21 protein-coding genes are annotated in these 25,590 nt (G+C 61.0%); 9 read left to right on the forward strand and 12 right to left on the reverse strand.

The genetic code is table 11. The features are described from left to right. Window positions 1–21 precede the first annotated feature (21 nt). The 11 genes from ACQKEK_RS15335 to ACQKEK_RS15385 all read right to left on the reverse strand — a co-directional run bounded on the left by ACQKEK_RS15335 (window position 22) and on the right by ACQKEK_RS15385 (window position 14,174). A complete protein-coding gene (locus ACQKEK_RS15335; RefSeq protein WP_499143657.1) occupies window positions 22–1,233 on the reverse strand; it encodes a multifunctional CCA addition/repair protein in 1,212 nt (403 codons plus the stop codon). Window positions 1,234–1,326: 93 nt separating this feature from the next. Next, on the reverse strand, window positions 1,327–2,880 hold the full coding sequence (locus ACQKEK_RS15340; protein ID WP_499143658.1) for a SpoVR family protein: 1,554 nt from the start codon (window positions 2,878–2,880) through the stop codon (window positions 1,327–1,329). A 10-nt stretch (window positions 2,881–2,890) separates the two neighbouring features. Next, the gene (locus ACQKEK_RS15345; RefSeq protein ID WP_499143659.1) at window positions 2,891–4,162 is read right to left on the reverse strand and encodes a YeaH/YhbH family protein; all 1,272 of its coding nucleotides are present in this window, start codon (window positions 4,160–4,162) and stop codon (window positions 2,891–2,893) included. Window positions 4,163–4,255: 93 nt separating this feature from the next. Then, window positions 4,256–6,178 carry a PrkA family serine protein kinase gene (locus ACQKEK_RS15350; protein ID WP_045430704.1) on the reverse strand — a complete coding sequence of 641 codons (1,923 nt, stop codon included), beginning with the start codon at window positions 6,176–6,178 and terminating at the stop codon, window positions 4,256–4,258. Window positions 6,179–6,448: 270 nt separating this feature from the next. Continuing rightward, on the reverse strand, window positions 6,449–6,778 hold the full coding sequence (gene glpE / locus ACQKEK_RS15355; protein ID WP_045430702.1) for a thiosulfate sulfurtransferase GlpE: 330 nt from the start codon (window positions 6,776–6,778) through the stop codon (window positions 6,449–6,451). Then, on the reverse strand, window positions 6,775–7,596 hold the full coding sequence (locus ACQKEK_RS15360) for a symmetrical bis(5'-nucleosyl)-tetraphosphatase (protein ID WP_127838343.1): 822 nt from the start codon (window positions 7,594–7,596) through the stop codon (window positions 6,775–6,777). Before ACQKEK_RS15360 ends, glpE begins: the two co-directional genes overlap by 4 nt. After that, window positions 7,593–7,976 carry a Co2+/Mg2+ efflux facilitator ApaG/CorD gene (apaG, locus tag ACQKEK_RS15365; RefSeq protein WP_046162875.1) on the reverse strand — a complete coding sequence of 128 codons (384 nt, stop codon included), beginning with the start codon at window positions 7,974–7,976 and terminating at the stop codon, window positions 7,593–7,595. Before apaG ends, ACQKEK_RS15360 begins: the two co-directional genes overlap by 4 nt. 26 nt (window positions 7,977–8,002) lie before the next feature. Further along, window positions 8,003–8,800: a 16S rRNA (adenine(1518)-N(6)/adenine(1519)-N(6))-dimethyltransferase RsmA gene (gene rsmA, locus ACQKEK_RS15370; RefSeq protein WP_499143660.1), complete on the reverse strand. Its 798-nt coding sequence runs from the start codon at window positions 8,798–8,800 to the stop codon at window positions 8,003–8,005. 261 nt (window positions 8,801–9,061) lie between these two features. Beyond that, a complete protein-coding gene (gene pdxA, locus ACQKEK_RS15375; RefSeq protein WP_499143661.1) occupies window positions 9,062–10,045 on the reverse strand; it encodes a 4-hydroxythreonine-4-phosphate dehydrogenase PdxA in 984 nt (327 codons plus the stop codon). 87 nt (window positions 10,046–10,132) lie between these two features. Then, window positions 10,133–11,440, reverse strand: coding sequence for a peptidylprolyl isomerase (locus tag ACQKEK_RS15380; RefSeq protein ID WP_499143662.1), 1,308 nt, complete (start codon window positions 11,438–11,440; stop codon window positions 10,133–10,135). Continuing rightward, entirely contained in the window at window positions 11,421–14,174 is a 2,754-nt protein-coding gene (locus tag ACQKEK_RS15385) for an LPS-assembly protein LptD (RefSeq protein WP_499143663.1), read from the reverse strand. The genes ACQKEK_RS15380 and ACQKEK_RS15385 overlap by 20 nt, the downstream gene beginning before the upstream one ends. A 131-nt stretch (window positions 14,175–14,305) precedes the next feature. Between ACQKEK_RS15385 and ACQKEK_RS15390 the strand changes: the two genes are divergently transcribed. The 3 genes from ACQKEK_RS15390 to ACQKEK_RS15400 are packed head-to-tail and all read left to right on the forward strand — an operon-like array spanning window position 14,306 to window position 16,761. After that, window positions 14,306–15,328, forward strand: coding sequence for an aminoglycoside phosphotransferase family protein (locus tag ACQKEK_RS15390; RefSeq protein WP_499143664.1), 1,023 nt, complete (start codon window positions 14,306–14,308; stop codon window positions 15,326–15,328). Further along, entirely contained in the window at window positions 15,325–15,990 is a 666-nt protein-coding gene (murU, locus tag ACQKEK_RS15395) for an N-acetylmuramate alpha-1-phosphate uridylyltransferase MurU (RefSeq protein WP_499143665.1), read from the forward strand. The genes ACQKEK_RS15390 and murU overlap by 4 nt, the downstream gene beginning before the upstream one ends. Next, complete coding sequence (locus tag ACQKEK_RS15400; protein ID WP_499143666.1) at window positions 15,991–16,761, forward strand: DnaJ domain-containing protein; 771 nt, start codon at window positions 15,991–15,993, stop codon at window positions 16,759–16,761. Window positions 16,762–16,778: 17 nt separating this feature from the next. Here the strand turns inward: ACQKEK_RS15400 and ACQKEK_RS15405 are convergent, their stop codons facing one another. After that, window positions 16,779–17,795: an alpha/beta hydrolase family protein gene (locus tag ACQKEK_RS15405; protein WP_499143667.1), complete on the reverse strand. Its 1,017-nt coding sequence runs from the start codon at window positions 17,793–17,795 to the stop codon at window positions 16,779–16,781. A gap of 157 nt (window positions 17,796–17,952) precedes the next feature. Here ACQKEK_RS15405 and ACQKEK_RS15410 point away from each other — a divergent pair, with 157 nt between their 5' ends. From ACQKEK_RS15410 to ACQKEK_RS15435, 6 genes are all read left to right on the forward strand, one after another. Then, window positions 17,953–20,322: a PAS domain-containing sensor histidine kinase gene (locus ACQKEK_RS15410; RefSeq protein WP_499143690.1), complete on the forward strand. Its 2,370-nt coding sequence runs from the start codon at window positions 17,953–17,955 to the stop codon at window positions 20,320–20,322. 4 nt (window positions 20,323–20,326) lie between these two features. Continuing rightward, complete coding sequence (locus tag ACQKEK_RS15415; RefSeq protein ID WP_046162870.1) at window positions 20,327–20,956, forward strand: response regulator; 630 nt, start codon at window positions 20,327–20,329, stop codon at window positions 20,954–20,956. A gap of 211 nt (window positions 20,957–21,167) precedes the next feature. Further along, on the forward strand, window positions 21,168–22,277 hold the full coding sequence (locus ACQKEK_RS15420; RefSeq protein WP_216706987.1) for an ABC transporter ATP-binding protein: 1,110 nt from the start codon (window positions 21,168–21,170) through the stop codon (window positions 22,275–22,277). A 55-nt stretch (window positions 22,278–22,332) separates the two neighbouring features. Then, window positions 22,333–23,364, forward strand: coding sequence for an ABC transporter substrate-binding protein (locus ACQKEK_RS15425; RefSeq protein WP_127838351.1), 1,032 nt, complete (start codon window positions 22,333–22,335; stop codon window positions 23,362–23,364). Window positions 23,365–23,443: 79 nt separating this feature from the next. Beyond that, a complete protein-coding gene (locus ACQKEK_RS15430; RefSeq protein WP_499143668.1) occupies window positions 23,444–24,697 on the forward strand; it encodes an ABC transporter permease in 1,254 nt (417 codons plus the stop codon). Between the two features lie 64 nt (window positions 24,698–24,761). Continuing rightward, on the forward strand, window positions 24,762–25,589 hold the full coding sequence (locus ACQKEK_RS15435; protein WP_128120323.1) for an ABC transporter permease: 828 nt from the start codon (window positions 24,762–24,764) through the stop codon (window positions 25,587–25,589). Window position 25,590: the final 1 nt, after the last annotated feature.

A 25,590-nucleotide genomic window follows, 5' to 3' on the forward strand; every position in this document is an offset into this window, starting at 1 on the left:
TTGCAGCAGGGCAAGCGCTGATCAGTTGGCGTTGTCTTGATAGAGGCGTTGATATTGGCGGACAGCTTCCAGTCGTTCGCGTTTAAGTGCTTCTCCTAGTTCTGCGCCCTTGTAACCCTGTTCAATAAGCGGTTTCACCTGTACCGCGCGGACATGCTCGGCGGCTCCGCGCAGGTATTCGGCCTGCGGATAGGCGTGCCCCTCGTGACCGCTCTGCGCGTCCATAGCGCAGCAGGCGACGAACTGCTCGAAGCGTTCCGGGCGGCGGTAGATGTCGAAATGCTGCAGCAAGTCGAACAGCGTCTGCGCCGGCAGTGACATGGCCTGATGGCCGAGCGAGTAGAATTCGCCGACCAGTCTGGCCAACTCCTGGCAGTCTCGCGGCACTTTGTAACGCGTGCTGACGATGTCAATTGGCGATGTTCTGGCTGCTTCCGAACTCGGCGCATCGAGGTCAGCTGTCTGTCCCAGCGGCATCAGCAGACAGGCCCAGCGCACTGTTAGGGGCTGAGCATGAGCGGCGCATCTGTGTAGCACCTCAAGCGTGTGTTTGCCGGCCTGGGTACCATCCTCGAGCGGTAACGTCTCGTCGAATAGCCGGTCGATTTCCGGAAACAGCTCCTTCAAGGCGTCGCAGTCGCGTAGAACCTGCAGGAACACGTCAGGGCGAGGCTCCATCAACGCGCGGGCGATTTCCTTCCAGCTGCGTTCCGGTGTCAACGCCAGTAGTTCCCCCGATTCGGCGAGCTGACACATCAGCGCCCGGGTTTCGGGCGCCACGCTAAAGCCGAGTTCGGCATAACGCGCGGCAAAGCGCGCCACACGCAACACCCTTAAAGGATCTTCGGCGAAGGCGGGGGATACGTGCCTGAGCTGGCGGGCTGCGAGGTCGGCCTGGCCGCCGTAGGGATCGATCAGCTGGCCCCGCTCATCCTCGGCCATGGCGTTGATGGTCAGGTCGCGGCGGATCAGGTCTTCTTCGAGTGTCACTTCGGGGCTGGCATAGAAGGTGAACCCGCCGTAACCGCGACCGCTCTTGCGCTCGGTGCGGGCCAGTGCGTATTCCTCACCTGTGACCGGATGGAGGAACACGGGGAAATCTGCGCCCACCGGGCGAAAACCCTTGGCCTGCATCTCTTCGGCACTGGAGCCGACGACCACCCAGTCCACCTCGGTCACAGGACGCCCCAGCAACCGGTCACGTACCGCTCCGCCGACTTTATAGATTCGCATGCAGTCCTCCATTGCGGCGGAGGATAAACGAATGCCCCGAAGCAGCAAGCTGCGACTGCTCTCGGGTATTCGATCTGAAGTGATGTGTAACCGTCAGATGGGTGGCAGCGCCAGGTTCATACCGGGGTACTTGGCCTCGACATCCGCCTCGACTCTCGGCGGCATGTGGTGCGTGGCGATCAGCTTGTCATCCTGCATCGATTGCAGGTGCACATCGAACCCCCAGAGCCGATGGAGGTGCTTGAGGACCTCATCGGTGGAGCCGCCCAAGGGTTTGCGGTCGTGCTGCTGGTGGCGCAGGGTCAGCGAGCGATCGCCGCGGCGATCGACGCTCCATACCTGCACATTGGGTTCACGATTGCCGAGGTTGTATTGAGCTGCAAGCAATTCGCGGATGGCGTGATAGCCATTTTCGTCATGGATGGCGGGGACCAGCAGCTCGTCCTTGTGGTCATCATCGAGGATGCTGAACAGCTTGAGGTCGCGGATGACCTTGGGCGACAGGAACTGCAGGATGAAACTCTCGTCCTTGAAGTTGTTCATCGCGAACTTGACCGTGGTGAGCCAGTCGCTGCCGGCGATATCCGGGAACCAGTGTTTGTCTTCATCGGTGGGGTGCTCGCAAATTCTCCTGATGTCCTGGTACATGGCGAACCCCAGCGTGTAGGGGTTGATGCCACTGTAGTAAGGGCTGTCGAAACCGGGCTGATAGATCACGCTGGTGTGGGACTGAAGAAATTCGATCATGAAGCCATCGGTCACCAGTCCTTCGTCGTACAGGTCGTTGATCAGCGTGTAGTGCCAGAAGGTCGCCCAGCCTTCGTTCATGACCTGCGTCTGGCGTTGTGGATAGAAATACTGTGCGATCTTGCGCACGATCCTCACTACTTCTCGTTGCCAGGGCTCCAGCAGCGGTGCATGTTTTTCGATGAAGTAAAGGATGTTCTCCTGGGGCTCGGCGGGAAAGCGCTGGTCGCGCTGGCGTTCGTCATCTTTCTCGCCGAATTTGGGAATGGTTCGCCACAGATCGTTGATCTGCTTCTGCAGATGCTCTTCGCGATCCTTCTGCCGGCGTCGCTCTTCCTCGGCGGATATCGGGTAGGGCCGCTTGTAGCGGTCGACGCCGTAGTTCATCAGCGCATGGCAGGAGTCGAGCAGATCCTCCACGGCATCGATGCCGTGGCGTTCTTCGCACTGCATGATGTACTGCTTGGCAAACACCAGGTAATCGATGATCGAACTGGCGTCGGTCCAGGTGCGGAACAGGTAGTTGCCCTTGAAAAAGCTGTTGTGGCCATAACTGGCATGGGCGATCACCAGTGCCTGCATGGTGATGGTGTTTTCTTCCATCAAATAGGCGATGCAGGGGTCGGAGTTGATGACGATCTCGTAAGCCAGGCCCATCTGCCCGCGGGTATAGGATTTTTCCGTGCTGAGGAAATGCTTGCCGTAGGACCAGTGGTGATAGCCAAGCGGCATGCCCACCGAGGCGTAGGCGTCCATCATCTGCTCGGCCGTGATGACTTCTATCTGGTTGGGGTAGGTGTCCAGCGCATAGCGCTCGGCGATACGGCCGATCTCACGATCGTAGGTACGGATCAGGTCGAAGGTCCATTCCGAGCCGGTGGAAATGGGCTGTCGTTTCATGCTGCTTACCTCAGCTAGCCATGCGCCGCTGGAATAGCTCGCGGAACACCGGATAAATGTCCCCCGCTGTCACCAGCTGCTGCTGGGCGAACGAGTCGCCGAAGGCCTCGGCCACTTGGTTGTATTCGTACCACAGAGCCTGATGTTCGCGAGGGGTGATTTCGACGTAGGAGAAGTACTGGACGAACGGCATGATCTGGTTGATCAGAATGTCCCGGCAAACCGGAGAGTCGTCGTTCCAGTTATCGCCGTCCGAGGCCTGTGCCGCATAGATGTTCCACTCGTTAGCCGGATACCGCTCGGCCATGATCTCTTGCATCATTTTCAGGGCGCTGGAGACGATGGTGCCGCCGGTTTCCCGGGAGTAGAAGAACTCTTCTTCGTCGACTTCCTTGGCGCTGGTGTGATGGCGGATGAACACCACCTCGATCTTGTCGTAGTTCCGCTTGAGGAACAGGTACAGCAGGATGAAGAAGCGCTTGGCGATGTCCTTGGTGGCCTGGGTCATGGAGCCGGACACATCCATCAGGCAAAACATCACCGCTTTCGAGCTTGGGTTGGGATGTTTGACCAGTAGGTTGTACTTGAGGTCGAAGGTGTCCAGAAAAGGCACGCGATGGATGCGCGCGCTGAGTCGTTCGATTTCTTCCTCGGCTGCCTGGATGTCGGTGAAGTTGGCGGGCTCCTCCAGCTTGAGCCGTGCCAGCTCAGCTTTTACCTCGCGCAGTTTGCCGCGGCTGCTTCCGGACAGGGCAATCCTGCGCGCGTGAGCCGAGCGTAGGGTACGAACGATGTTGATGCGTGACGGGTTGCCTTCGTTGCTGATCCCGGCGCGGACCGTCTTGAAAGTGTCGGTGCCCGTCAGGTGGCGTTTGACCAGGTTGGGCAATTCGAGATCCTCGAACATGAAATCGAGGAATTCTTCCTGGGTGATCTGGAAAACGAAATCGTCCATGCCTTCGCCACTGTTGCTGGCCTGGCCAGCCCCTTGGCCGCCGCCACCGCCGTTTGGGCGAGGGATGCGCTCACCGGCGATGAACTCCTTGTTTCCGGGATGCACGATGGTTTGCCGACCGCCACGACCGTGGTGAAGGATCGGCTCATCGGTATCTCGGCCGGGAATACTGATCTGTTCGCCGTGTTCCATGTCGGTAATGGAGCGGCGTCCAACGGCCTCCTCCACGGCTTTCTTGATGTGTCCACGGTATCGCTGCAAGAAGCGCTGGCGATTGACCGTGCTCTTGTTTTTGCCGTTCAGACGGCGGTCGATCACGTAACTCATACGAGCCCTCCGGGCTGAGCTGGAAGTCGCGAGCCGCGAGCCGGAAGCGTGCTGCTTTGGCTTCCAGCTCCGGCTCCAAGCCCTCAGCTGCTCTTACTGCGATTTACGTACGCGCAGATACCATTCCGAGAGCAGGCGAACCTGCTTCTCGGTGTAGCCGCGCTCGACCATGCGCACGACGAAGTCGTTGTGCTTCTTCTGATCTTCCTTGCTGGCCTTAGCGTTGAAGCTTATGACCGGCAGCAGATCCTCAGTGTTGGAGAACATTTTCTTCTCGATCACCACGCGCAGCTTCTCGTAGCTGAGCCAAGACGGATTCTTGCCGTTGTTGTTGGCGCGGGCACGCAGCACGAAGTTGACGATTTCGTTGCGGAAGTCCTTCGGATTGCTGATGCCGGCTGGCTTCTCGATCTTTTCCAGCTCTTCGTTGAGCGCCATGCGGTTGAGAATTTCACCGGTTTCCGGGTCCCGGTATTCCTGATCCTGAATCCAGAAGTCCGCATAGAGCACGTAGCGGTCGAAGATGTTTTGGCCGTATTCGCTGTAGGACTCGAGGTAAGCGGTCTGGATTTCCTTGCCGATGAAGTCGACGTAGCGCGGCGCCAGGTACTCCTTGATAAAGCGCAGGTACCGCTCGCGCACCTCGGCTGGGAATTGCTCCTGCTCGATCTGCTGCTCCAACACGTAAAGGAGATGCACCGGGTTCGCGGCGATTTCATGGGGATCGAAGTTGAACACCTTGGACAGGATCTTGAAGGCGAAGCGGGTGGAAAGCCCATTCATGCCCTCGTCGACCCCGGCCGTATCGCGATATTCCTGCATCGACTTGGCCTTGGGGTCAGTGTCCTTGAGGTTCTCACCGTCGTAGACCCGCATCTTGGAGTAGATGTTGGAGTTTTCCGGCTCCTTCAGGCGGCTCAGGACAGAGAACTGCGCGAGCATTTTCAGCGTATCGGGCGCGCAGTGGGCTTTCGACAGCGAGCTGTTGAACAGCAGCTTGTCATAGATCTTGATCTCGTCGCTCACCCGCAGGCAGTACGGCACCTTGACGATGTAGATGCGGTCGATGAAGGCTTCGTTGTTCTTGTTGTTGCGGAAGGTGTGCCATTCCGACTCGTTGGAGTGAGCCAACAAGATGCCGTTATACGGGATAGCGCCGAGGCCCTCTGTGCTGTTGTAGTTACCTTCCTGAGTGGCGGTCAGCAGCGGGTGCAGCACCTTGATCGGTGCCTTGAACATCTCGACGAACTCCATCATGCCCTGGTTGGCGCGGCACAGCGCGCCTGAGTAGCTGTAGGCGTCGGCGTCGTTCTGCGGAAACTCTTCAAGCTTGCGGATATCGACCTTGCCCACCAGCGCCGAGATGTCCTGGTTGTTCTCATCGCCCGGCTCGGTCTTGGCCACCGCGATCTGGTTGAGGATCGAAGGATAGAGCTTGACCACGCGGAACTGGCTGATGTCGCCGCCGAACTCCTGCAGCCGCTTGGTGGCCCAGGGCGACATGATCGAGCTGAGGTAGCGACGGGGAATGCCGTAATCCTCTTCGAGGATCTGTGCATCTTCAGCCGGGTTGAACAACCCCAGGGGCGATTCGAACACCGGCGAGCCCTTGATTGCATAAAAGGGTACTCGCTCCATCAGTTGCTTGAGCTTCTCGGCGAGCGAAGACTTACCGCCGCCCACCGGGCCCAGCAAATAGAGAATCTGCTTCTTCTCTTCCAGGCCCTGCGCGGCGTGGCGGAAATAGGAAACGATCTGGTCGATGCAATCTTCCATGCCGTGGAAGTCTTCAAAGGCGGGATACCGGCGTATGACTTTGTTGGAGAAAATCCGCGAAAGTCTCGAGTCGGCAGAAGTGTCGATCAGTTCGGGCTCGCCAATCGCCATCAACAGGCGTTCGGCTGCAGTTGCGTAGGTTCCCCGGTCTTCCTTGCACAGGTCGAGGTATTCCTGAAGCGAATACTCTTCCTGACGGGTTGCTTCGAATCGTTGCTGGAAATGGCTGAAAATGCTCATTGACTTCACCTCGGACGATGCTCGGAGCCGGTGTTGTCATCATGCATTCAGGTACGGCCGCCTTACCGGCCTGTGGAGTTCCCCCGAACACCTGATGGTCGAAACTGAGGCCCGGTAGCCGCTGCACGGCTTCCACCTGTTTGGATGGCCTGCACTGAAGGATAGTTCGGATTCGGCAAGTTCAAGGGAGGAGAGGTGTTATTGCCGCTGCGTTTCGTCGGAAGGGAGGCTCAAGGCCGCATTATCTGCGGCCTAGGCGGGCGTGATTTTTTAGGCGGGATCGCCTTGTTCAGTCTCTTGCGGAAACGCTTGTCGCCAAAGCTCGAAGCCGCCGTCAAGGCTGTAGACGTCTGAAAAACCCTGGCCTACCAGATAGGCGGCTGCGCTCTGGCTGGAGTTGCCGTGGTAGCAGACGACTATCAGCGGTTGGTCGAGATCAGCGGTTGCGATGAAGTCTGGCAAGGATTGGTTGTCCAGATGTGTCGAGCCGGTGACGTGACCATTGGCGAAGCTGTTCGGGTCGCGGATGTCGACGATCACGCCGCCTTCGCTGCGCAGCGACTGCGCCTGCTCGGGTGAAATACGTTTGAACTCGGTCATGGCTTGGCCTCACAGTCGCAGCTGTACAGTTCGTTGCTGTCCACATTCATCAGTGTCATGGAGTTGCCCCATACGCAGCCGGTATCCAGCGCGTAGACGTTCGGCTCGTCGCAATTGCCTTCCAGCGCGGCCCAGTGGCCGAAAATGATCTTTTCGCCTCGGGTTTTGCGAGTGGGGTGGCTGAACCAGGGCGCGAATCCGGCGGGTGCAGAGTCGAGGCCTTCTTTGGCTTCGAGATCGAGGGTGCCGTCAGCTTTGCAGAAGCGCATCCGGGTGAAATAGTTAGTGATTAGACGCAACCTAGGGATGCCGTGCAGCTCCTTGCTCCACTTGGCCGGCTGGTTACCGTACATGCCGTCGAGGAAGGGTTGCAGCATGGCGTCGTCGCGAAGCGCCTGTTCGACCTCGGCCGCACGGCGCAGGGATTTACTCAGTGTCCATTGCGGTGGGATGCCGGCATGAACCATGGTGACCTGGCGTTCGGCATCGTGGTGGACCAGTTTCTGCTGACGCAGCCAGAAGATCAGGTCGGCTCGGTCGGGCGCATCGAGGATCGGCTGAAGCGTGTCGGACTTCTTCAGCCGCTCGACCTTGTGCGTGACGGCCAGCAGATGCAGGTCATGATTACCCAGAACGGTGACACCCGAACTGCCCAGGTCGCGCGCGAAGCGCAATGCTTCCAGCGATTGTGGGCCGCGGTTGACCAAGTCGCCAGCCAGCCACAGGCAGTCGCGTGATGGGCTGAAGTCAACTTGTTTCAGAAGGCAGAGCAAGGGTTCGAGGCAACCTTGCAGGTCGCCGACAGCATAGGTAGTCAATGCAGGGCTCCCGGTACGGCCAGCCGAAACGGTGCGATCGTGGCATCGAAGCGGTGCCCGTCCTCGGCAAGCATTTGATAACTGCCCTGCATCGTGCCAACGCGTGAGGCCATCAGCGTGGCGCTGGTGTAGACATGGCGATGGCCGGGGGCTAGTACCGGCTGCTCACCCACCACGCCTTCGCCGCGCACTTCCTGCACCTGACCGTCTCCATCAGTGATGATCCAGTGGCGTGACAGCAACTGCGCTGTGAGCTCGCCCTTGTTTTCGATGGTTACGGTGTAGGCAAAGGCAAAACGGTTTTGGTCTGGCTGTGACTGGTCTGCGAGGTAGGCCGGGCGGACATTGACGTCGATCCGGTAGCGGAGGTCTTCAGGCATGGTGTGCTCCTTCGCGTAGGTCGCTTTCAGCCGCGGGCAAATAATTGATCCGATAGTCTTACGAACGCGGCGAGGTCCAGCTGTTCCGGGCGCAGGCTGCCATCGACGTCGGCGGCGGCGATCGCATCTGCGTCCAGTAGCCCCTTGAGGGTGTTGCGCAGCGTTTTGCGGCGCTGATTGAAGGCCTGACGAACCACGGTCTCCAGCTGCCGGTGATCGCGCGCCGGGTGCGGCAACACTTCATGCGGGACCAGGCGCACGATGGCCGAGTCGACTTTCGGCGCCGGGTTGAATGCGCCAGGACCCACGTTGAACAGATGTTCGACGCGGCAGTGGTACTGCACCATGATCGACAGCCGGCCCCAATCGCCGCCGCCCGGCGCTGCTGCGAGGCGCTCGACCACTTCCTTCTGCAACATAAAGTGCATGTCGCGGATCAGGCTGGCGTGATCGAGTAGGTGAAAGATCAGCGGCGTGGAGATGTTGTACGGCAGGTTGCCAACGATGCGCAGGCTGTTTGGCTCCGAGCTTAATTGGGCGAAGTCGAATTTCAGCGCATCGCCCTGGTTCAGGGCGAAGTTCTCGCGGTCGGCGAATTTCTGTTGCAGGATCGGAATCAGGTCCAGGTCCAGCTCGACCACGTCTAGGTGTGCGCCGCTGTCTAGCAGGCCTTCGGTCAGTGCGCCCTGGCCCGGACCGATCTCGACGATCCGCTCGCCCGGCTTGGCATGGATGGCGCGCAGGATGCGATGGATCACGCCCGCATCGTGAAGGAAATTCTGGCCGAAACGCTTGCGCGCGCGGTGTTGGTAGTTCTCGGACATATACAGCAGTCTCAGGAGCAGCTGGAAGCGTGAGGCTTGCAGCTGGGAGCGAAAAGGCCCGCAGTTTAGCAGCTGCGCTAGCTGAGGCGAGTGCCCCCGCCGCGGGCCATTGCGGTTCGGAGGCGCGCTGGAAAGTCCGGAAGCGGTTTTTTGTCGACTCGAGACCGCTGTTCCGGCCGCTGCTCGGCAGGCTGCGGCCGCCACGCCGATGTGTTTCAGGTGTATGCCTTACGCCCGAACAGGGTTTGCTGCGTGCTGCTTTTAGCTGCCGCTCATCTCATACGCCGTTTCCAGCGCGACTTGCAGGCTGCCGGTGTCGATTCGGCCAGTGCCTGCAAGGTCCAGCGCGGTGCCGTGATCGACCGAGGTGCGTACGATCGGCAGCCCCAGCGTGACGTTGACGGCTGCGCCAAAGCCCTTGTACTTGAGCACTGGCAGCCCCTGATCGTGGTACATCGCCAGCACCGCGTCGCAGTGTTCGAGGTGTTTGGGCGTGAACACTGTATCAGCCGGTAGCGGGCCGATCAGGTCGAGCCCGTCGCGTCGCAGGATTTCCAACGTTGGCTCGATGACCTCGATTTCCTCGCGGCCTAAATGTCCGCCCTCACCAGCATGTGGGTTGAGACCGCAGACCAGAATCCGGGGATGGGCAATGCCGAATTTTGCTACCAGGTCGTTGTGCAATATGCGCGTCACACGCTGCAGCCGCTCGGCAGTGATGGCCGCCGGCACCTCCTTGATCGGCAGATGGGTGGTGACCAGTGCAACCCGTAACCCACGTGTGGCTAGCATCATGACGACCTGCTCTGTGCCGGTCAGCTCCGCGAGAAACTCGGTGTGTCCTGAAAACGAGATGCCTGCCTCGTTGATGACGCCCTTGTGCACCGGCGCAGTGATCATGCCGGCAAAGCTGCCATCAAGGCATCCGTTACCGGCACGTGTCAGCGTCGCTAGCACATAGTCTGCGTTCGCCGGGTTGAGCTGGCCGCTTATGGCCGGCGCAGCGAGCGGTGTGTCCCAGACATACAGGCTATTGGCGGTTGCCGGCTGGTTCGGCCAGCTGCCCGGGGCAACGTCGATCAGGGTGATGTCCAGTCCAAGCTCGGCTGCTCGGGCGCGTAGCAGCTCGGCATTGGCGATGGCGACCAAGGCGTGAGGGTGGCTGTCGCGTGCTAGCAGCAAACAGAGGTCCGGACCAATACCGGCGGGCTCGCCGGGCGTCAGGGCGAAACGTTTGGTGGTCATCTCTAGGCCTTTGGGCTGATGAAATGAAGCGGGCCGGCCGATTGGCCGGCCCGCTGAGGCGTCGCTGACGAACATGTCACCGCGCAATCAGAGCTTGATCTCGACGTAGGCTTCGTCGCGAATCTGGCGCAGCCAGTTCTGCAGCTCTTCTTCGTACTTACGGTTGCGCAGCAAAGACAGGGCCTGTTGCTCGCGGAACTCTTCGCTGGCATCTGTGGCGCGGCGTCCGAGCACTTCTAGGATGTGCCAGCCATACGGCGTCTTGAAGGGTTCGGACAGCTGCCCACTGGCGGTGTTGGCCATGACTTCCCGGAACTCCGGAACCAGCGAGCTGGGGTCGATCCAGTTGAGGTCTCCGCCGTTCAGCGCCGAGCCTGGGTCTTCGGAGAAGTTCTTCGCCAGCTCGGCAAAGCTCTCGCCAGCCTGGATGCGGTCACGCAGTCGCTGGATCAGACGTCGACTTTCTTCTTCGCTGCGGATTTGACTCGGCTTGATCAGAATGTGGCGAACATGGACCTCGTCGCGTACCTGAGTATCACCGCCCCGCTTGTCCAGCACTTTTAGCAGGATGAAGCCCGGCGGGGTACGCACCGGCCGGGTGACGTCGCCGACCGACATGCTGCTGACCTCGGTATCGAATGGCGGTGGCAGCTGAGCGGCCTTGCGCCAGCCCATATCGCCGCCTTCCAGTGCGTTTTCACTGGCCGAACGCGAGACAGCCAGTTTGGCGAAGTCGGCGCCTTGCTGAAGTTGCTGATAGGTATCCATCGCGGTTTTTTCAGCCGCCTGGATCGTGGCCGAATCAGCGGACTCCGGCACAGGGATCAGGATATTGGCCAGTCGGTATTCTTCTGATAGCTGCAACTTTCCGAGATCTGAAGCCAGGAAGTTTTCCACCTCTTGGTTCGATACCTGAATACGCTCTGCAATCCGGCGCTGGCGCACCCGGCTGATGACCATTTCGCGGCGAATCTGCTCACGAGCGGTGTCGAGGCTCAGGCCGTCACGCTCAAGGGCCGCGCGAAACTGGTCCAGGGTCATGTTGTTGCGCTGGGCGATGGTGCTCATCGCCTGGTTCAGCTCTTCATCGGAGATACGGATGCCCGAACGTTCACCGATCTGCAGTTGCAGATTTTCGGTGATCAGCCGTTCCAGCACCTGTTGTTGCATAACGTCCGCGGGCGGCATTTCCGCGCCGCGTTTCTCGATGGTCTGCTGCACTTCGCGGGTCCGTTGGTCCAGCTGGCTTTGCATGATCACGTCGTTGTCCACGATCGCGACGATACGGTCGAGCTGTCGAACTTCGGCCGACGCGTACAGCGCAGCAGTCGCGCTGCCCAGCAATAGTGCGCCTGCCAGCAGGGGGCGCAGACAATCAGAAAGCTTGATCTTCACGTTCACGGTAACCTTGTATGCCTTCGTCGAGGAATGTCTCGGTCGAGCTGCCGAACACGCCGCCGAGTCCCTTGAGGACGATTTGCAGGAAGATGCCGTTGTCCGGCTCATCGTTCTGCGATGGGTTGAGACTGGTTTCGTCGTAATCGATCCAGTAGCGATTGATCAGGCGCAGTTTCCAGCAGCAATTGTCGTACTCGAAGCCACCGAAGGCTTCCAATGTGCGGTTGCGGCTGTAGTCATGCTGCCAGCGTGCGATCACACTCCACTGCGGCAGAATCGGCCAGATGGTGGAGATGTCGTGCTGGTTGATCTTGTAGTAATCCTCGATGTACTCAGGCGTGCCTGGCACGCCGTAGTCGCCACCATAGGCCCACTCTCCGGTGGCTCTGTCGAATCGCACGGTGTCGTTGCGATAGCGGTAGCCGAAGTTGACGATCTTTCGCGGATTGTCAGCCGGCTGGTAATGGAACATGGCGCTGCCTGATTGGGTGCGGCCTTCGTCTGGATCCCAATTGAACGTCGAGGTGAAGCGCCAGTCGCGGTTGTAGCGATACAGGTACTCGAGGGCGTATGGCGATACGTCCGAGGTTGAGCCTGGGCGACCCTCGAGATTCGGTAGCTGCACTTCTCGGTCGCGGAAGTAGATGATCTGGCCAACGCTCAAGCGCTGACGCTCCAGCCCGTTCGGCTCGATCCAGCGATTGGTCACGCCAAGCGAGAGCTGATTGGCATCGCCTATTCGGTCCTTGCCGGAGAAGCGGTTTTCACGCCACAGCGAAGAGTAACTGAAGGTGTTTTCACCGGTATCGAACACAGGAATGTCATCCTGGTCTTCTTCCGGTACGTACAGATAGAACATCCGCGGCTCGAGGGTCTGGCGGTAGTTCTTGCCGAACCACTGGGTGTCGCGGTCGAAGTACAAGCCACTATCGACGCTGAAGATCGGTACGCTGCGGTCAGGCGAGTCGTTGAAGTCATTCACCTGGCGACGGCCGGTATTGTCCAGCGTCAAATCGTACTTGGTATACGCGTATTTCAGCGATGGCCGGACGAAGCCCCAGCTCCAGTCGAGCGGCAGACTAACGCCGGGCTCAAGGTGCAGACGCTCGCCTTCCGCGCGCTTCAGGCCACTCAAGCGATCGTCATACCAACGTTCAGGATTACCATCTTCGTTAATAAAGTTGCCGCTGCGCAGGCTGCGCTGGAAGCTGACGAACTCGGTGCCATAAGCGAACCGCAATCCACCCGGCTGGAACGGCAATGCGCCGTTCAACGTCAGCTGCGGCAGGCGCTCGTAGGGTGTGATGTCGGCAATGGTTGCGCGCTCGTAAGCGTGTACGTTCAGCTGAGCCGTATAGGACGGTGCGCGATAAGTCAGGGTGCCACGCTGATCTAGGTGATCTGGCTGATCGATGCCCAGCTGGGTGTCCAGGTCCTGGAAGTAGTAGGGATCGCTGATGTCGGTGTAATCGACTTCCGCCAGCCAGCGCGTGTCCAGGCCGGTACGGTGCTGCCAGCTGTACATCCAGCGCTGGTCCTCGTACTCGGACTGCAGCTTGCGCTCGTCGTTGCTGTCATCCAGGTAGGCAGCCCCGAACTGGCCTTCGCTGCGACGGGTCAGGTAACGGAACTCACCTTCCATTAGCAAACCGCGATCGGTCATGTAATTCGGGTAAAGCGTCGCGTCGAAATTCGGCGCCAGATTGAAATAGTACGGTGTGATCAGCGACAAACCCGTATCGCTGGATGAGCTGATGCTTGGCGCCAGGAAGCCGGACTGGCGGCGGTCATCGATCGGGAAATAGATGTAAGGCGTATAGAACACCGGCACACCCTTGACCCGCAGCGTGACGTTGGTCGCCGAGCCGAAGCCGGTGGCCGGGTTGAGGGTGACGTTGTTGCCTTGCAGATACCAGTCGTTATCGCCGGGTTCGCAGCGGGTATAAGTCCCGTCCTTGAGGCGGATGATCGCGTCCTCGGTACGCTTGGCATAGAGTGCACTGCCGCGGACCTTACCTTCGTGAACCACGTATTCGGCGTTTTCGACCTGCGCTTCACCTGTGTCGAGGAACAGTTCAGCGCGGTCACCGACCATCAGTGCGCCGCCGTCACGCAGACGGACATTGCCTTTCAGCTCGCCGCGGTTCTCCAGTTGGTACAGGCTCGCCTCGTCGGCTTCGGCCTGGATGCTGCCCTGGCGAAGTACCACGTCGCCGGCCAGCGTGGCGATTTCCTGCTGCTGCTCGTAACGGGTTGCTTTGGCCGATACGTAGGTCGGTGCCTCGCTCATCGGCGTGTCGTCGAACTGACCGGGGCGGTTTGGTTCAACATAGGTACCGGCACAGTACGGACCTGTCTCGGCCAGCTGTGCATTGGTCAGCTGATCGCGCGGCACCCAGTCCAGATGACTGTAATCGGCACTGCGCGAGGTCAGTGCCCGGCCCTTGCTTTCGGTGACCAGTTTTGTGGTGGCCGCCTGGCGCTCGGCTTTGCTGGCGCTGGGCTTAGCGCTAGTGGTCTCGCCAGTAGACGTGCCACGATGAGTCGGACGTGGTGGCAGGGTCGGGCTGGCGGCATCCGCTGCGCAATTCCAACCCCCGCCAGCGCCTGGTTGGCAGGCGAACTGTTCGGCTGCGATGACCATGGGCGCCGTTACAGGTTGCAGTGCGAGCAAGCCGCCAGTTACCAATAGAGGGAATTTTTTACGAAAAGCGGGATATTTGACTGCCATCTTGTTTTTTGGTCCGTGCTTGCGGCGAGCCATCGGCCGGGCTGGGCCGCACGCCTCTCGATGGGCTGAAAAAGATGCTGGATAATAAAGCATGACCCGCTTATCGGCTAGCGCCGTGGAGAGCCCCTGATATGCCGCAACATGATCAACGTCTGCTGGACCTCAACGCCTGGCTGGAGCCCCATCTACAGGCGCTTTTCGCTCGTCGCGGCTGGGGCGACGTGCCCGAGGTGTCGCTGGTTGCTGCCAGTAGTGACGCCAGCTTTCGTCGTTACTTCCGTTGGGAGGCAGGGCAGCACAGCTTTATCCTGATGGACGCACCACCGCCTCAGGAGAACTGCCAGCCGTTCGTGAGCATCGCGGCAATACTGGCCGAGGCTGGCGTGCATGTGCCCGAAATCCTCGCGGCCGACCTCGAGCGGGGCTTCTTGCTGCTCAGCGATCTGGGTCGGCAGACCTACCTGGACGTAATCGACGGCGAGAATGCTGACGCGCTCTTTGCTGACGCCATTTCGGCACTGCTGGCGTTCCAGGCCAACGCCGACCAAGCAGTACTGCCTTCCTATGACGAAGCCCTGCTGCGCCGAGAGCTGCAGCTATTCCCTGAGTGGTATGTGCAAAGGCATCTGGGCCACAGCTTCACTGCGGATGAGCAACGGCTGTGGGATCAAACCTGCCGTGTGCTGATCGACTCGGCGCTGGCCCAGCCAACAGTGCTGGTGCACCGCGACTATATGCCACGCAACTTGATGCTCAGCGAGCCGAACCCCGGCGTACTGGATTTTCAGGACGCTGTGATTGGCCCGGTCACCTACGACATCACCTCGCTGTTCAAGGATGCCTTTCTCAGTTGGCCGGAAGGGCGAGTGCTTGGCTGGCTGCAGGGTTACTGGGATTCCGCGCGTGCACGGGGGATACCGGTGCAGGAGAGCTTCGCCGAGTTTCATCGCGCCAGCGATCTGATGGGCCTGCAGCGCCACCTTAAGGTCATCGGTATCTTTGCGCGAATCTGTCATCGTGACGGCAAGCCACGCTACCTGGCCGACGTGCCGCGCTTTTTCGCTTATCTCGACACCGTGCTGGAGCGCCGCCCTGAACTGGCCGATCTCAAGCGGCTGCTGCAAGGGTTGCCGCAGGAGCCCGTTGAATCATGAAGGCGATGATCTTGGCGGCGGGAAAGGGCGAGCGCCTCCGGCCCCTGACCTTGCACACACCCAAACCGCTAGTCCGCGCGGGCGGCGTGCCGCTGATCGAATACCACATCCGGGCGCTGGCCGAGGCTGGTATCGACGAGCTGGTGATCAATCACGCCTGGTTGGGTGAACAGATCGAGGCGTACCTCGGTGACGGTCGGCGTTTGGGCGTCTGCATCCAGTACTCAGCCGAGGGCGAGCCACTGGAGACCGGCGGGGGGATTCATCGCGCTTTACCGCTGTTGGGGGCGGAGCCTTTTATCGTGGTCAATGGCGATATCTGGACCGACTATGACTTTGGTGCGCTGAAGCGGCCACTCGAAGGCTTGGCGCATTTGGTGCTGGTGGACAATCCAGCGCATAACCTCAAAGGTGATTTCAGCTTGATCGACGGCTGCATTGGCGACGGGGACACTGCGATGCTGACCTACAGCGGCATCGCCGTACTCAGCCCACAATTGTTTACCGGGTGCAGTGCCGGTGCGTTCAAGCTTGCGCCTCTGCTGCGCCAGGCGATGGCTGTCGGCAAGCTGAGCGGTGAGCATTATCGCGGACGCTGGATTGACGTTGGGACGCATGAGCGTCTGGCTGAAGTCGAACGTACGCTCGAGGCACAGCGCTGAATGTTCTGGCCAATCACGTTGCTAGGCGCACTTGCAGGGTGGCTGCTGGCGAGCATTCCGGGCGCCCTGTTGGGTGCACTGATCGGGCAGGTGCTGGATCGTCGCTTCGGGCTCGACTCCTGGGCGAGTGTGCGCCAACTGCTATCAAGGGTCAAACCGATGATGCAGGGCAACGACTTGCTGTTTTTCCTGCTCGGACGCTTGGCGAAAAGCAGCGGGCGTATCAGCGAGGCTCACATCCAGGCCGCCCGCAGTGAGATGCGCCGGCTACAGTTGACCGCTCCTCAACAACGCATGGCAATTGATGCCTTTTACCGTGGCAAATCCAGTGGAGACGGGCTACGAGAGCCCTTGCAGCGATTACGAGGGCGGCAGGATGAAGCGAAGGTGCTCCTGCAAGCCTGCTGGCGCATGGCCAGGGCCCAGGGGCAGATCGATGCGCGTGAGCATGAGTTGATCATGCTCTGGGGAAAGTGGATGGGCTGGGATTCGGTGGCCGTGGCGGCGCTGGACCAGCAAGGGGGGCGCCGCCAGGGCGCGCCGAGCAATCCCGGTGGGGCCTACGAGCAGGCATTGCGGTTGCTGGGAGTCCGTGCCGACAGCGAGCCGCAGGCAATCAAAAGGGCCTATCGGCGCCTGCTCAGCAAGCACCACCCGGACAAGCAGGCCGGTGCCGGCGCAACCGCCATCGAGGTGCGCGAGGCAACCGAGCGGACCCGCGAACTGCACCATGCCTACGGTTTGATTCGCGAGCGGCGGGGCTTTCGTTAGTGCGAGCCGGTCGGCGCTTATATTTCTCGCTTGAGCCAGCCGCGGACTCGTCGAACGAGCACTTCCTGATCGGAGGGGCGATCGCCGGTCTGTTGGGGTAAGCCGACTTGGCGATAGGCCGGGTGCTGGATTCGGCGGCTGGCGTTCAGTCGCTCGCGAGCTGTCTGTTGCTCGCTCCCTGCGTCCTTGTAATAGAAGTCGCCGGTGGCCAGCTTGAGGGTCGGCACCAGCTGCGCAAGCGGCTCGTCCTGTCCTTCCGGTTGGCGCGGCTGGATCACCAGCAGATGCCTGACATCCGCTGGCGCCCGTTGCTGAAGATAGCGGGCCGCCCAATAGCCGCCTGTACCCTGGCCTAGCAGCACAATCGCTGCGGGTTGTTTGCTGCGGGCGAAGGCCAGGGCTGCCTCGATGCGTGCAGTGATCTGCTCGGCCTGCTCAGGCTTGGGCGCGGCCGTTTCGGCCGTTTCGGCCGGGTCTTGCGCGTCGCCGTCGTCGGCTGCCGGTTCGTCTGGCACTGCTGCGGCTTCTTCAGGCAGATATCCGGCTTCGCTTGGCGGCGGCTCTTCGGTGGGCTGTTCAGGCTCGGGTTCGTCGGTCGGTTGCTCGGGCGTTTGCTCAGTGGCTGGCGGTAACAGCAAGCCCGGCGAGTCCGGAAGGCTCAGGCTCAGGGTGTGCCAACCGTGGTCCGGCAGGCCACGACGCAACGGGCCAATGCCGCGCGGCCAGTTGGTGCTTTCGCCCTCGCCAGGCAACAGGACGATGACACCCTTGGGTTCAGCGACATTGGCGGGGCGCCAGAGCGCAACGAAGTCGTCCTTGTCCGCGTTCAGGCTGATGAACTCGCTGGGCGGCAGTTGGCGCAACAGGTCAGCGGCCATGGTCGCGCTGCGAGAGGGCAGCGGCGGGCGATCGATAGCCACCGGAGCCGGAGTGGCTTCCGGTTCGGCAGGCTCCTCAACGGCGTTGACAAAAGGACTGGTGACGATGGCGAACAAGGCGACCGCCAAACCAGTTGAAACGCGAGCTCGAACCATGGACTTTCCTGATAGACGCCGGCCTGGCGCTGCCGTGGTGCTGGCGCAGGCGGTGCAGATGCACTACAAAAGCGTTTTCGGCACGAATGCCGATCTCGTGAGGCTTATGGTGTCATTTCTGCTGCGTTGTTGCTGCCTGTTGCTTGCGCTGAACGCCATGACCGTACAGGCCTCGAGCGTGCCGCTGAGCGATGCGCAACAGGAGTGGCTGGCGGCCCACCAGCAGTGGCGAGTGGGTGTCGTGATGGCGCCGCCTTACGCCGAATACGACCAGCGCCAGCGTCGCCTGTCCGGCTTCCACGTGCAGTTCATTGAGCGGCTGGCCGCCAGCCTCGGCGTCACCCTGCAATGGCATCGATTCGTCGACGAGGCGGCATTGGATGATGCCATGCGCGCCAACGAGATCGACCTTGCGCCAGGGCTGCGACAGACTCGCGAAGGGCTGCGCATCTGGCGCTATAGCGATCCGTTTCTGAGAGTGCCAAGGCTGATTATCGGTGACATAAACGGCCCCCGTGCGATCGATCTAGAGCGTCTGGACAGCAATGATGTGATCGCCCTGGAGGGGCCCGGCGCGGTGGCCGACTACATGCGCAGCAACTACCCGAGCCAGCCGGTGCTGGAAGTCGGTAGCCAGTTCGAGGCACTTCGTCAGTTGCTCGAGGCACGCGTGCGCTTCGCAGTGGTTGATGAGCCGCTCTACGGCCGGCTCTCGCAGCGGGCCGAATACGCATCGCTGGATGTCGTAGGTGATCTGGGCAATCCATTGTTGCTGCGCATTGGTTCCCGCCGCGACAGCCCGGTGATGAGCGCGGTCATCGATCAGGCGTTGCGCAACTTTCCCGCCCGTGAGTTCAGTCAGTTGCAGGAGCACTGGCTGAAATCGCGCAGCATCGACCAATCCCGCCGCATCAGTTACTGGCGCAGCCTCAGCCTACTGTTGACGTTGCTGCTGGTGGCTACCGTGACCATGCTGGTCTGGCAGCGCCGCCAGCAGGGGCTTCTGGAGAGCCGGTTGAAATCGGCGCGGCGAGACATCGAGGCGCGCGCCGCGGCCGAAGAGGCGCAGCGGTTGACTCAATTCTGCCTCGATCACAGTACGGTCGGTATTCTCTGGTTGAACTGGGATAGCCATGTTCGATATGCCAACCAGGCTGCCGTCGAACTGCTCGGGTATGCCTCGGACAGTCTTCTCGACCAGCCCTTGCAAGCGTTGGAACCGGGAATGAGCATGGACGACTGGCTGCAGCTCTGGCGTGACGCCCGCAGCGGTGTGGAGGACCATCGGGTTCACGAATGTGAATGGCAGCGTGCCGACGGCAGCCGGTTCCCCGCCGCAGTCACCCTGAGCTTCCTGCGATTCGGCAGTAAGGAATACCTGGTCGTGTTCCTCGCTGACATCACCGAGCGCCGCCGCGCCAGTGCCGCGCTGCAGGAAAGCGAGGTGCGCCTTAAGGCCATGGCCGGCAACGTCCCCGGACTGGTGTTCCGCCTCGAACGGCAGGACGCCGGTGCGCCGGTCAGCATCGCCTACATCAGCGAGGCCAGCGAGCGCCTGGTTGGCTACTCGGCTGAGCTGTTGTTGCAGCCCGGACGCGGTATCCGCAGCCTGGTCCATCCCGATGACGAGCCGGGTTACTGGAGCAGCCAGCAGCAAGCCCTGGACAGCATGAGCGACTGGTACTGGCAGGGGCGGATCCTGACTCGTTCCGGCGAGATTCGCTGGGCCGATATCCGTGCGTCGGTACGGGGCCAGCTGGAGGGTCGGCAGGTCTGGGACGGTATCGTCTGGGATATCACTGACAACAAGCGGATTGAGCTGGAGCTGGACGCCTCGCGTGCGCAGTTGCGCAAGCTGGCGGCGCACGTCGAGACCGTGCGCGAGGAGGAAAAAGCCCACATCGCCCGCGAGGTCCATGACGAGCTGGGGCAGATGCTGACGGTACTGAAGTTGGAAATCTCCATGTGCGAGATCAGCTTCGCCGAGCTCGATGCCGGCCTGGCGGCCCGTTTGCAGGGCATGAAGCGGCTGATTGCGCAGCTTTTCCAGCAGGTGCGCGACGTGGCGACCGCCCTGCGCCCGCCGATTCTGGACGCCGGCATCGCATCGGCCATCGACTGGCAGGCGCGGCGCTTCGAGGAGCGCACTGGCATCGCCTGCCTGGTGGAAGTGCCGGAATGCCCGCCGCAACTCGGTAATGCCAAGGCCATCGGCTTGTTTCGCATCCTTCAGGAAGCCCTGACCAATGTCATGCGTCACGCCAATGCACAAACCGTGAGCCTCACCCTGCAGCAGCAAGGGGATATGCTGTGCTTGAGCATCAGCGATGACGGCCAGGGGTTCGTGGTTCAGCAGAGCCGCCAGGGACCCTCATTCGGTCTGGTTGGTATGCACGAGCGAGCGCAGATGCTCGGCGGCACGTTGCTGCTGGAAAGCCAGCCGGGCGAGGGGACCTCGATTCACGTCTCGGTGCCCCTGGATGTCCCAGCCGCGCCTGCGGTTCTGATCAGTACATTGGAGAGCTAGCGCCATGATTAGGGTAATCGTCGCCGAGGATCACACCATCGTTCGCGAGGGCATCAAGCAGCTGATCGGATTGGCCAAGGACATGCAGGTGATCGGTGAGGCGGGTAACGGTCAGCAGCTGCTCGACCAGTTGCGGCTGACGCCTTGCGATGTGGTGCTGCTGGACATCTCCATGCCGGGCATCAACGGACTGGAAGCCATTCCACGGATCCGTGCATTGAGCCAGCCGCCGGCGATCTTGGTCCTGTCGATGCATGACGAGGCACAGATGGCGGCGCGTGCGCTGAAAATCGGCGCTGCCGGTTATGCCACCAAGGACAGCGACCCGGCGCTGTTGCTGACCGCGGTGCGCAAGGTCGCTGCCGGCGGCCGTTATATCGATCCGGAGCTGGCTGATCGAATGGTCTTCGAGGTCGGGCTCACTGATTCCCGGCCACCCCATGCGCTGCTGTCCGAGCGTGAGTACTCGGTTTTCGAGCGCCTGGTACATGGCGACTCGGTCAACGACATCGCCGCCAAGCTTGCGCTCAGCAGCAAGACCATCAGCACGCACAAGGCGCGCCTGATGCAGAAGCTGGTCGCCCACTCAGTGGCCGATCTAGTGCGCTATGCCATGGAGCACAAGTTGGTCTGAGCTCGCCCGACCGCCGCCGTGCACGCCTCAACCCAGTGGACTTTGCGCTATGACAGCTGCTCAGTCAGGCCGCTGGCGCAGCAGCCCTTGTAGGGCGATCCCTACATCGGTCTCTCCGTTTGACTGAGTTCAATCACTCCGCTGCGCTGATGTTCGCGGACTGCGCAGGCTCCTAACCTGTGGTCACGGAACAACGGAACACAGGTGCGGCATGCTCGATTCCCAAGCGAACGAAGTACTGGTCAGCTTTCGTGGCATCCAGAAGAGTTACGACGGCGAAGCGCTGATCGTCAAAGACCTCAACCTGGACATCCGCAAGGGTGAATTCCTCACGCTGCTGGGCCCGTCCGGCTCCGGCAAGACCACCAGCCTGATGATGCTGGCCGGCTTCGAGACGCCGACTGCCGGTGAAATTCTGCTCGGCGGCCGTTCGATCAACAAGCTGCCGCCGCACAAGCGCGACATGGGCATGGTGTTCCAGAACTATGCGCTGTTTCCGCACATGACGGTTTCCGAGAACCTGGCGTTCCCGCTAAGCGTGCGGGGCATGGCCAAGCTCGACATCAAGGAGCGAGTCAAGCGCGCCCTGTCGATGGTGCAGCTCGAAGGCTTCCGTAATCGCTACCCGGCCCAGTTGTCCGGTGGTCAACAGCAGCGCGTGGCCCTGGCCAGGGCCCTGGTGTTCGAACCGCAGCTGGTGTTGATGGATGAACCCCTGGGGGCGCTGGATAAGCAGTTGCGCGAGCAGATGCAGATGGAGATCAAGCACCTGCATCAAAGCCTTGGGGTCACTGTGGTCTACGTCACCCACGATCAGGGCGAGGCGCTGACCATGTCAGATCGGGTCGCGGTATTCCATCAGGGCGAAATTCAGCAGATCGATGAGCCGCGGGCGCTCTACGAGCGGCCAGCGAACACCTTCGTCGCCAACTTTCTCGGCGAGAACAACCGGCTGCCGGCACGCCTGGTCAGCCGTGACGGCGACAACTGCACCGTTGAATTGGGCCGCGGCGAACGGGTCGAGGCCCTTGCGGTGAAGGTCGGTGCGCCGGGTACACCGGTCAACCTGTCGATCCGCCCGGAACGGGTCCGCCTCAACGGCGCCAGCGCCAACTGCCCGAATCGCTTCACCGGGCGGGTGGCCGAATTCGTCTACCTGGGCGATCACATCCGCATCCGCCTCGAGGTCTGTGGCATCAGCGATTTCTTCGTCAAGCAACCAATCGCCGAGTTCGATCCCGCCCTGGCAGTTGGTGATGTCGTGCCGATCGGCTGGCAAGTGGAACACGTCCGTGCGCTGGATCCGCTGCAAGCGGCATAAGCAGGGACGAGCAAGCAAGAAAGCTGTCTTCAACCGCATCATGGAGCGAATAACAATGCTGAACTCTCTGAAACTGACCGCCCTTAGCATCGGACTGGTATGCGCTGCCCAGGCCTCGGCGGAAAACCTCACGGCCGTCACCTTCGGCGGGGCCAACAAGCAGGCCCAGATCAAAGCCTTCAACGAGCCGTTCGAGGCCAAGACCGGCCACAAGATCATCGCCGGCGAGTACAACGGCGAGATGGCCAAGGTGAAGGCCATGGTCGATACCAACAGCGTGTCCTGGCACCTCGTGGAAGTCGAATCACCGGAGCTGTCGCGCGGCTGCGACGAAGGGCTGTTCGAGGAAATCGATCCGTCGGTGGCGGGTAATCCGGATGACTTCATCGAGGGTGCCATACAGCCTTGCGGTGTCGGCTTCTTCGTCTGGTCCACGGTGCTGGCCTACAACGCCGACAAGCTTGCCAGCGCGCCGACCGGCTGGGCGGATTTCTGGGATACCGAGAAATTTCCCGGCAAGCGCGGCCTGCGCAAGGGGGCCAAGTACACCCTCGAATTCGCCTTGATGGCTGATGGGGTTGCGCCGAAAGACGTGTACACAGTCCTGGCGACCAAAGAAGGCCAGGACCGGGCCTTCAAGAAGCTCGACCAGATCAAGCCCAGCATTCAATGGTGGGAAGCCGGCGCTCAGCCACCGCAGTTTCTGGCCTCCGGTGACGTGGTCATGAGCAGCGCCTACAACGGTCGCATCGCCGCGGTGCAAGACGAGAGCAATCTGCAAGTGGTTTGGGACGGTGGCATCTATGACTTCGATTCCTGGGCGATGCCGAAAGGTGCGAAGGATCAGAAGGCGGCGCTCGAATTCGTCAGCTTTACCTTGCAACCGCAGCAGCAGAAAGCCTTCTCAGAAAACATCGCTTACGGGCCGGCGAACAAGAAAGCCGTCGAACTGCTCGATCCCAAGCTGCTGAAGAACATGCCCACGACACCCGAGAACATCGCCAACCAAGTGGCTATGAACGTCACCTTCTGGGCCGACTATGGCGAGCAACTGGAACAGCGCTTCAACGCCTGGGCTGCGCGCTAAGCAAGCCTGGCACCCCTCGCATGGCCGGCTCTGAGGCGGGCCATGCGCCGCCGGAAACTGAAACTTTGCGGAGTTCGCCATGGCGACTGCCATCTCCTTGCCTGTTCCCGATATCGCCGAGCCCAACCTGAAGCGTCGGCTGGCGCGTGCCGAGCGCATGAACCGGTTGAAATCCAAGGCGCTGATCCTGCCGTTGCTGGTGTTCTTGCTGTTGACCTTCGTGCTGCCGATTGCCTCGTTGCTATGGCGCAGCGTCGACAACCCGGAGGTGGTGGGAAGTCTGCCGCGCACGGTCGAGGCGATTGCGGCCTGGGATGGCCGCGGTCTACCAGAGGAACCGGTATACCGGGCCCTCAGCGAAGACCTGCTCGAGGCGAGGCAGAATCAGTCGCTGGGCGATCTATCCAAACGCTTGAATATGGAGCAGGCCGGTTTCCGCAGCTTGATGACCAAGACGGCCCGCGCGCTCCCATTCAAGGAATTGCCAGTGTCCTACAAGGAAGCGCTCGAGACTTTCGATGAGCGCTGGGGCGACCCTGCCTACTGGCAGGTCATCCGTCGTAACGACAGTGCGCTCACACCCTACTATCTGCTGGCTGCCCTCGATCACCGCATCGACGACATGGGAGAGCTGGCGCCGGTCTCGCCTGATCAGGCGGTGTACCTGGACATCTTCGCCCGCACCTTCTGGATGGGCCTGGTGATTACGGCGATCTGCCTGGTGCTTGCCTATCCGCTCGCGTATCTGCTGGCCAATCTGCCCGCGCGCAAGAGCAACCTGCTGCTGATCATGGTGCTGCTGCCGTTCTGGACCTCGATCCTGGTGCGCGTCGCCGCCTGGATCGTGCTGCTGCAGTCCAGCGGCCTGATCAACGGTGCGCTGTTGAAGATGGGCCTGATCGACGAGCCGCTGCAATTGGTATTCAACCGCGCCGGCGTGTACATCGCCATGGTGCATATCCTGCTGCCGTTCATGATCCTGCCGATCTACAGCGTGATGAAGAACATCTCGCCGAGTTACATGCGTGCGGCGATCTCGCTGGGCTGTCATCCCTTCGCCAGCTTCTGGCGGGTGTATTTTCCGCAGACGCTGGCGGGCGTGGGTGCCGGTTGCCTGCTGGTGTTCATCATTTCCATTGGCTACTACATCACGCCGGCGCTGCTCGGCAGCCCCAACGACCAGATGGTCAGCTACTTCGTCGCCTTCTACACCAACACCACCATCAACTGGGGCATGGCGACGGCGCTGGGCGGCCTGCTCTTGCTGGCGACCATGTTGTTGTATGTCGTCTACAGCTGGCTGGTCGGCGCCAGCCGGCTGAGGCTGGGTTGAGCATGACGGCGCTTACCCGGCAATCAAAGCAAACCATTCGTTCATCTGGGCAGGAGACCGTTCCATGCTGAGCCCCTACATGTCGCCCATCGAGCGGGTCTGGTTCTACACGCTGCGCATCCTTTGTGCGCTGGTGCTGCTGTTCCTGATCGTGCCGGTGCTGGTCATCGTGCCGCTGTCTTTCAACTCAGGCTCGTTTCTGGTCTATCCGCTGCAGGGATTCTCCATGCGCTGGTACGAGGCCTTGTTCAGCTCGGCGGACTGGATGCGTTCGTTGAAGAACTCGATGCTCATCGCGCCGGCCGCCACGGCGCTCGCGATGGTTTTCGGCACATTGGCGGCGATCGGCCTGACCCGCGGCGAATTCCGCGGCAAGGCGTTGGTGATGACCTTGCTGATATCGCCGATGGTGGTGCCGGTTGTGATCGTCGGTGTGGCCAGCTACCTGTTCTTCGCCCCGCTGGGCATGGGCAACAGCTACTTGTCGCTGATTCTGGTGCATGCAGTGCTGGGCGTGCCGTTCGTGATCATCACGGTGTCGGCCACGCTGCAGGGGTTCAACCAGAATCTGGTGCGCGCCGCGGCCAGCCTGGGCGCCTCGCCACTGACCGCCTTCTTTCGCGTGACGCTGCCGCTGATCGCGCCGGGAGTGATCAGTGGTGCGCTGTTCGCCTTCGCCACTTCCTTCGACGAAGTGGTGGTGACCTTATTCCTTGCTGGCCCCGAACAGATCACCTTGCCGAGGCAGATGTTCAGCGGCATTCGTGAAAACCTCAGCCCGACCATCGCCGCCGCGGCCACCTTGCTGATTGGCTTCTCTATCGCGCTGCTGCTGACCCTGGAGTGGCTACGCGGCCGCTCCGAGAAGATGCGTACCCAACAACCCGCCTGAT

It is taken from the genome of Pseudomonas sp. NPDC077408, from assembly GCF_050269105.1.
Classification (GTDB): Bacteria; Pseudomonadota; Gammaproteobacteria; order Pseudomonadales; family Pseudomonadaceae; genus Stutzerimonas.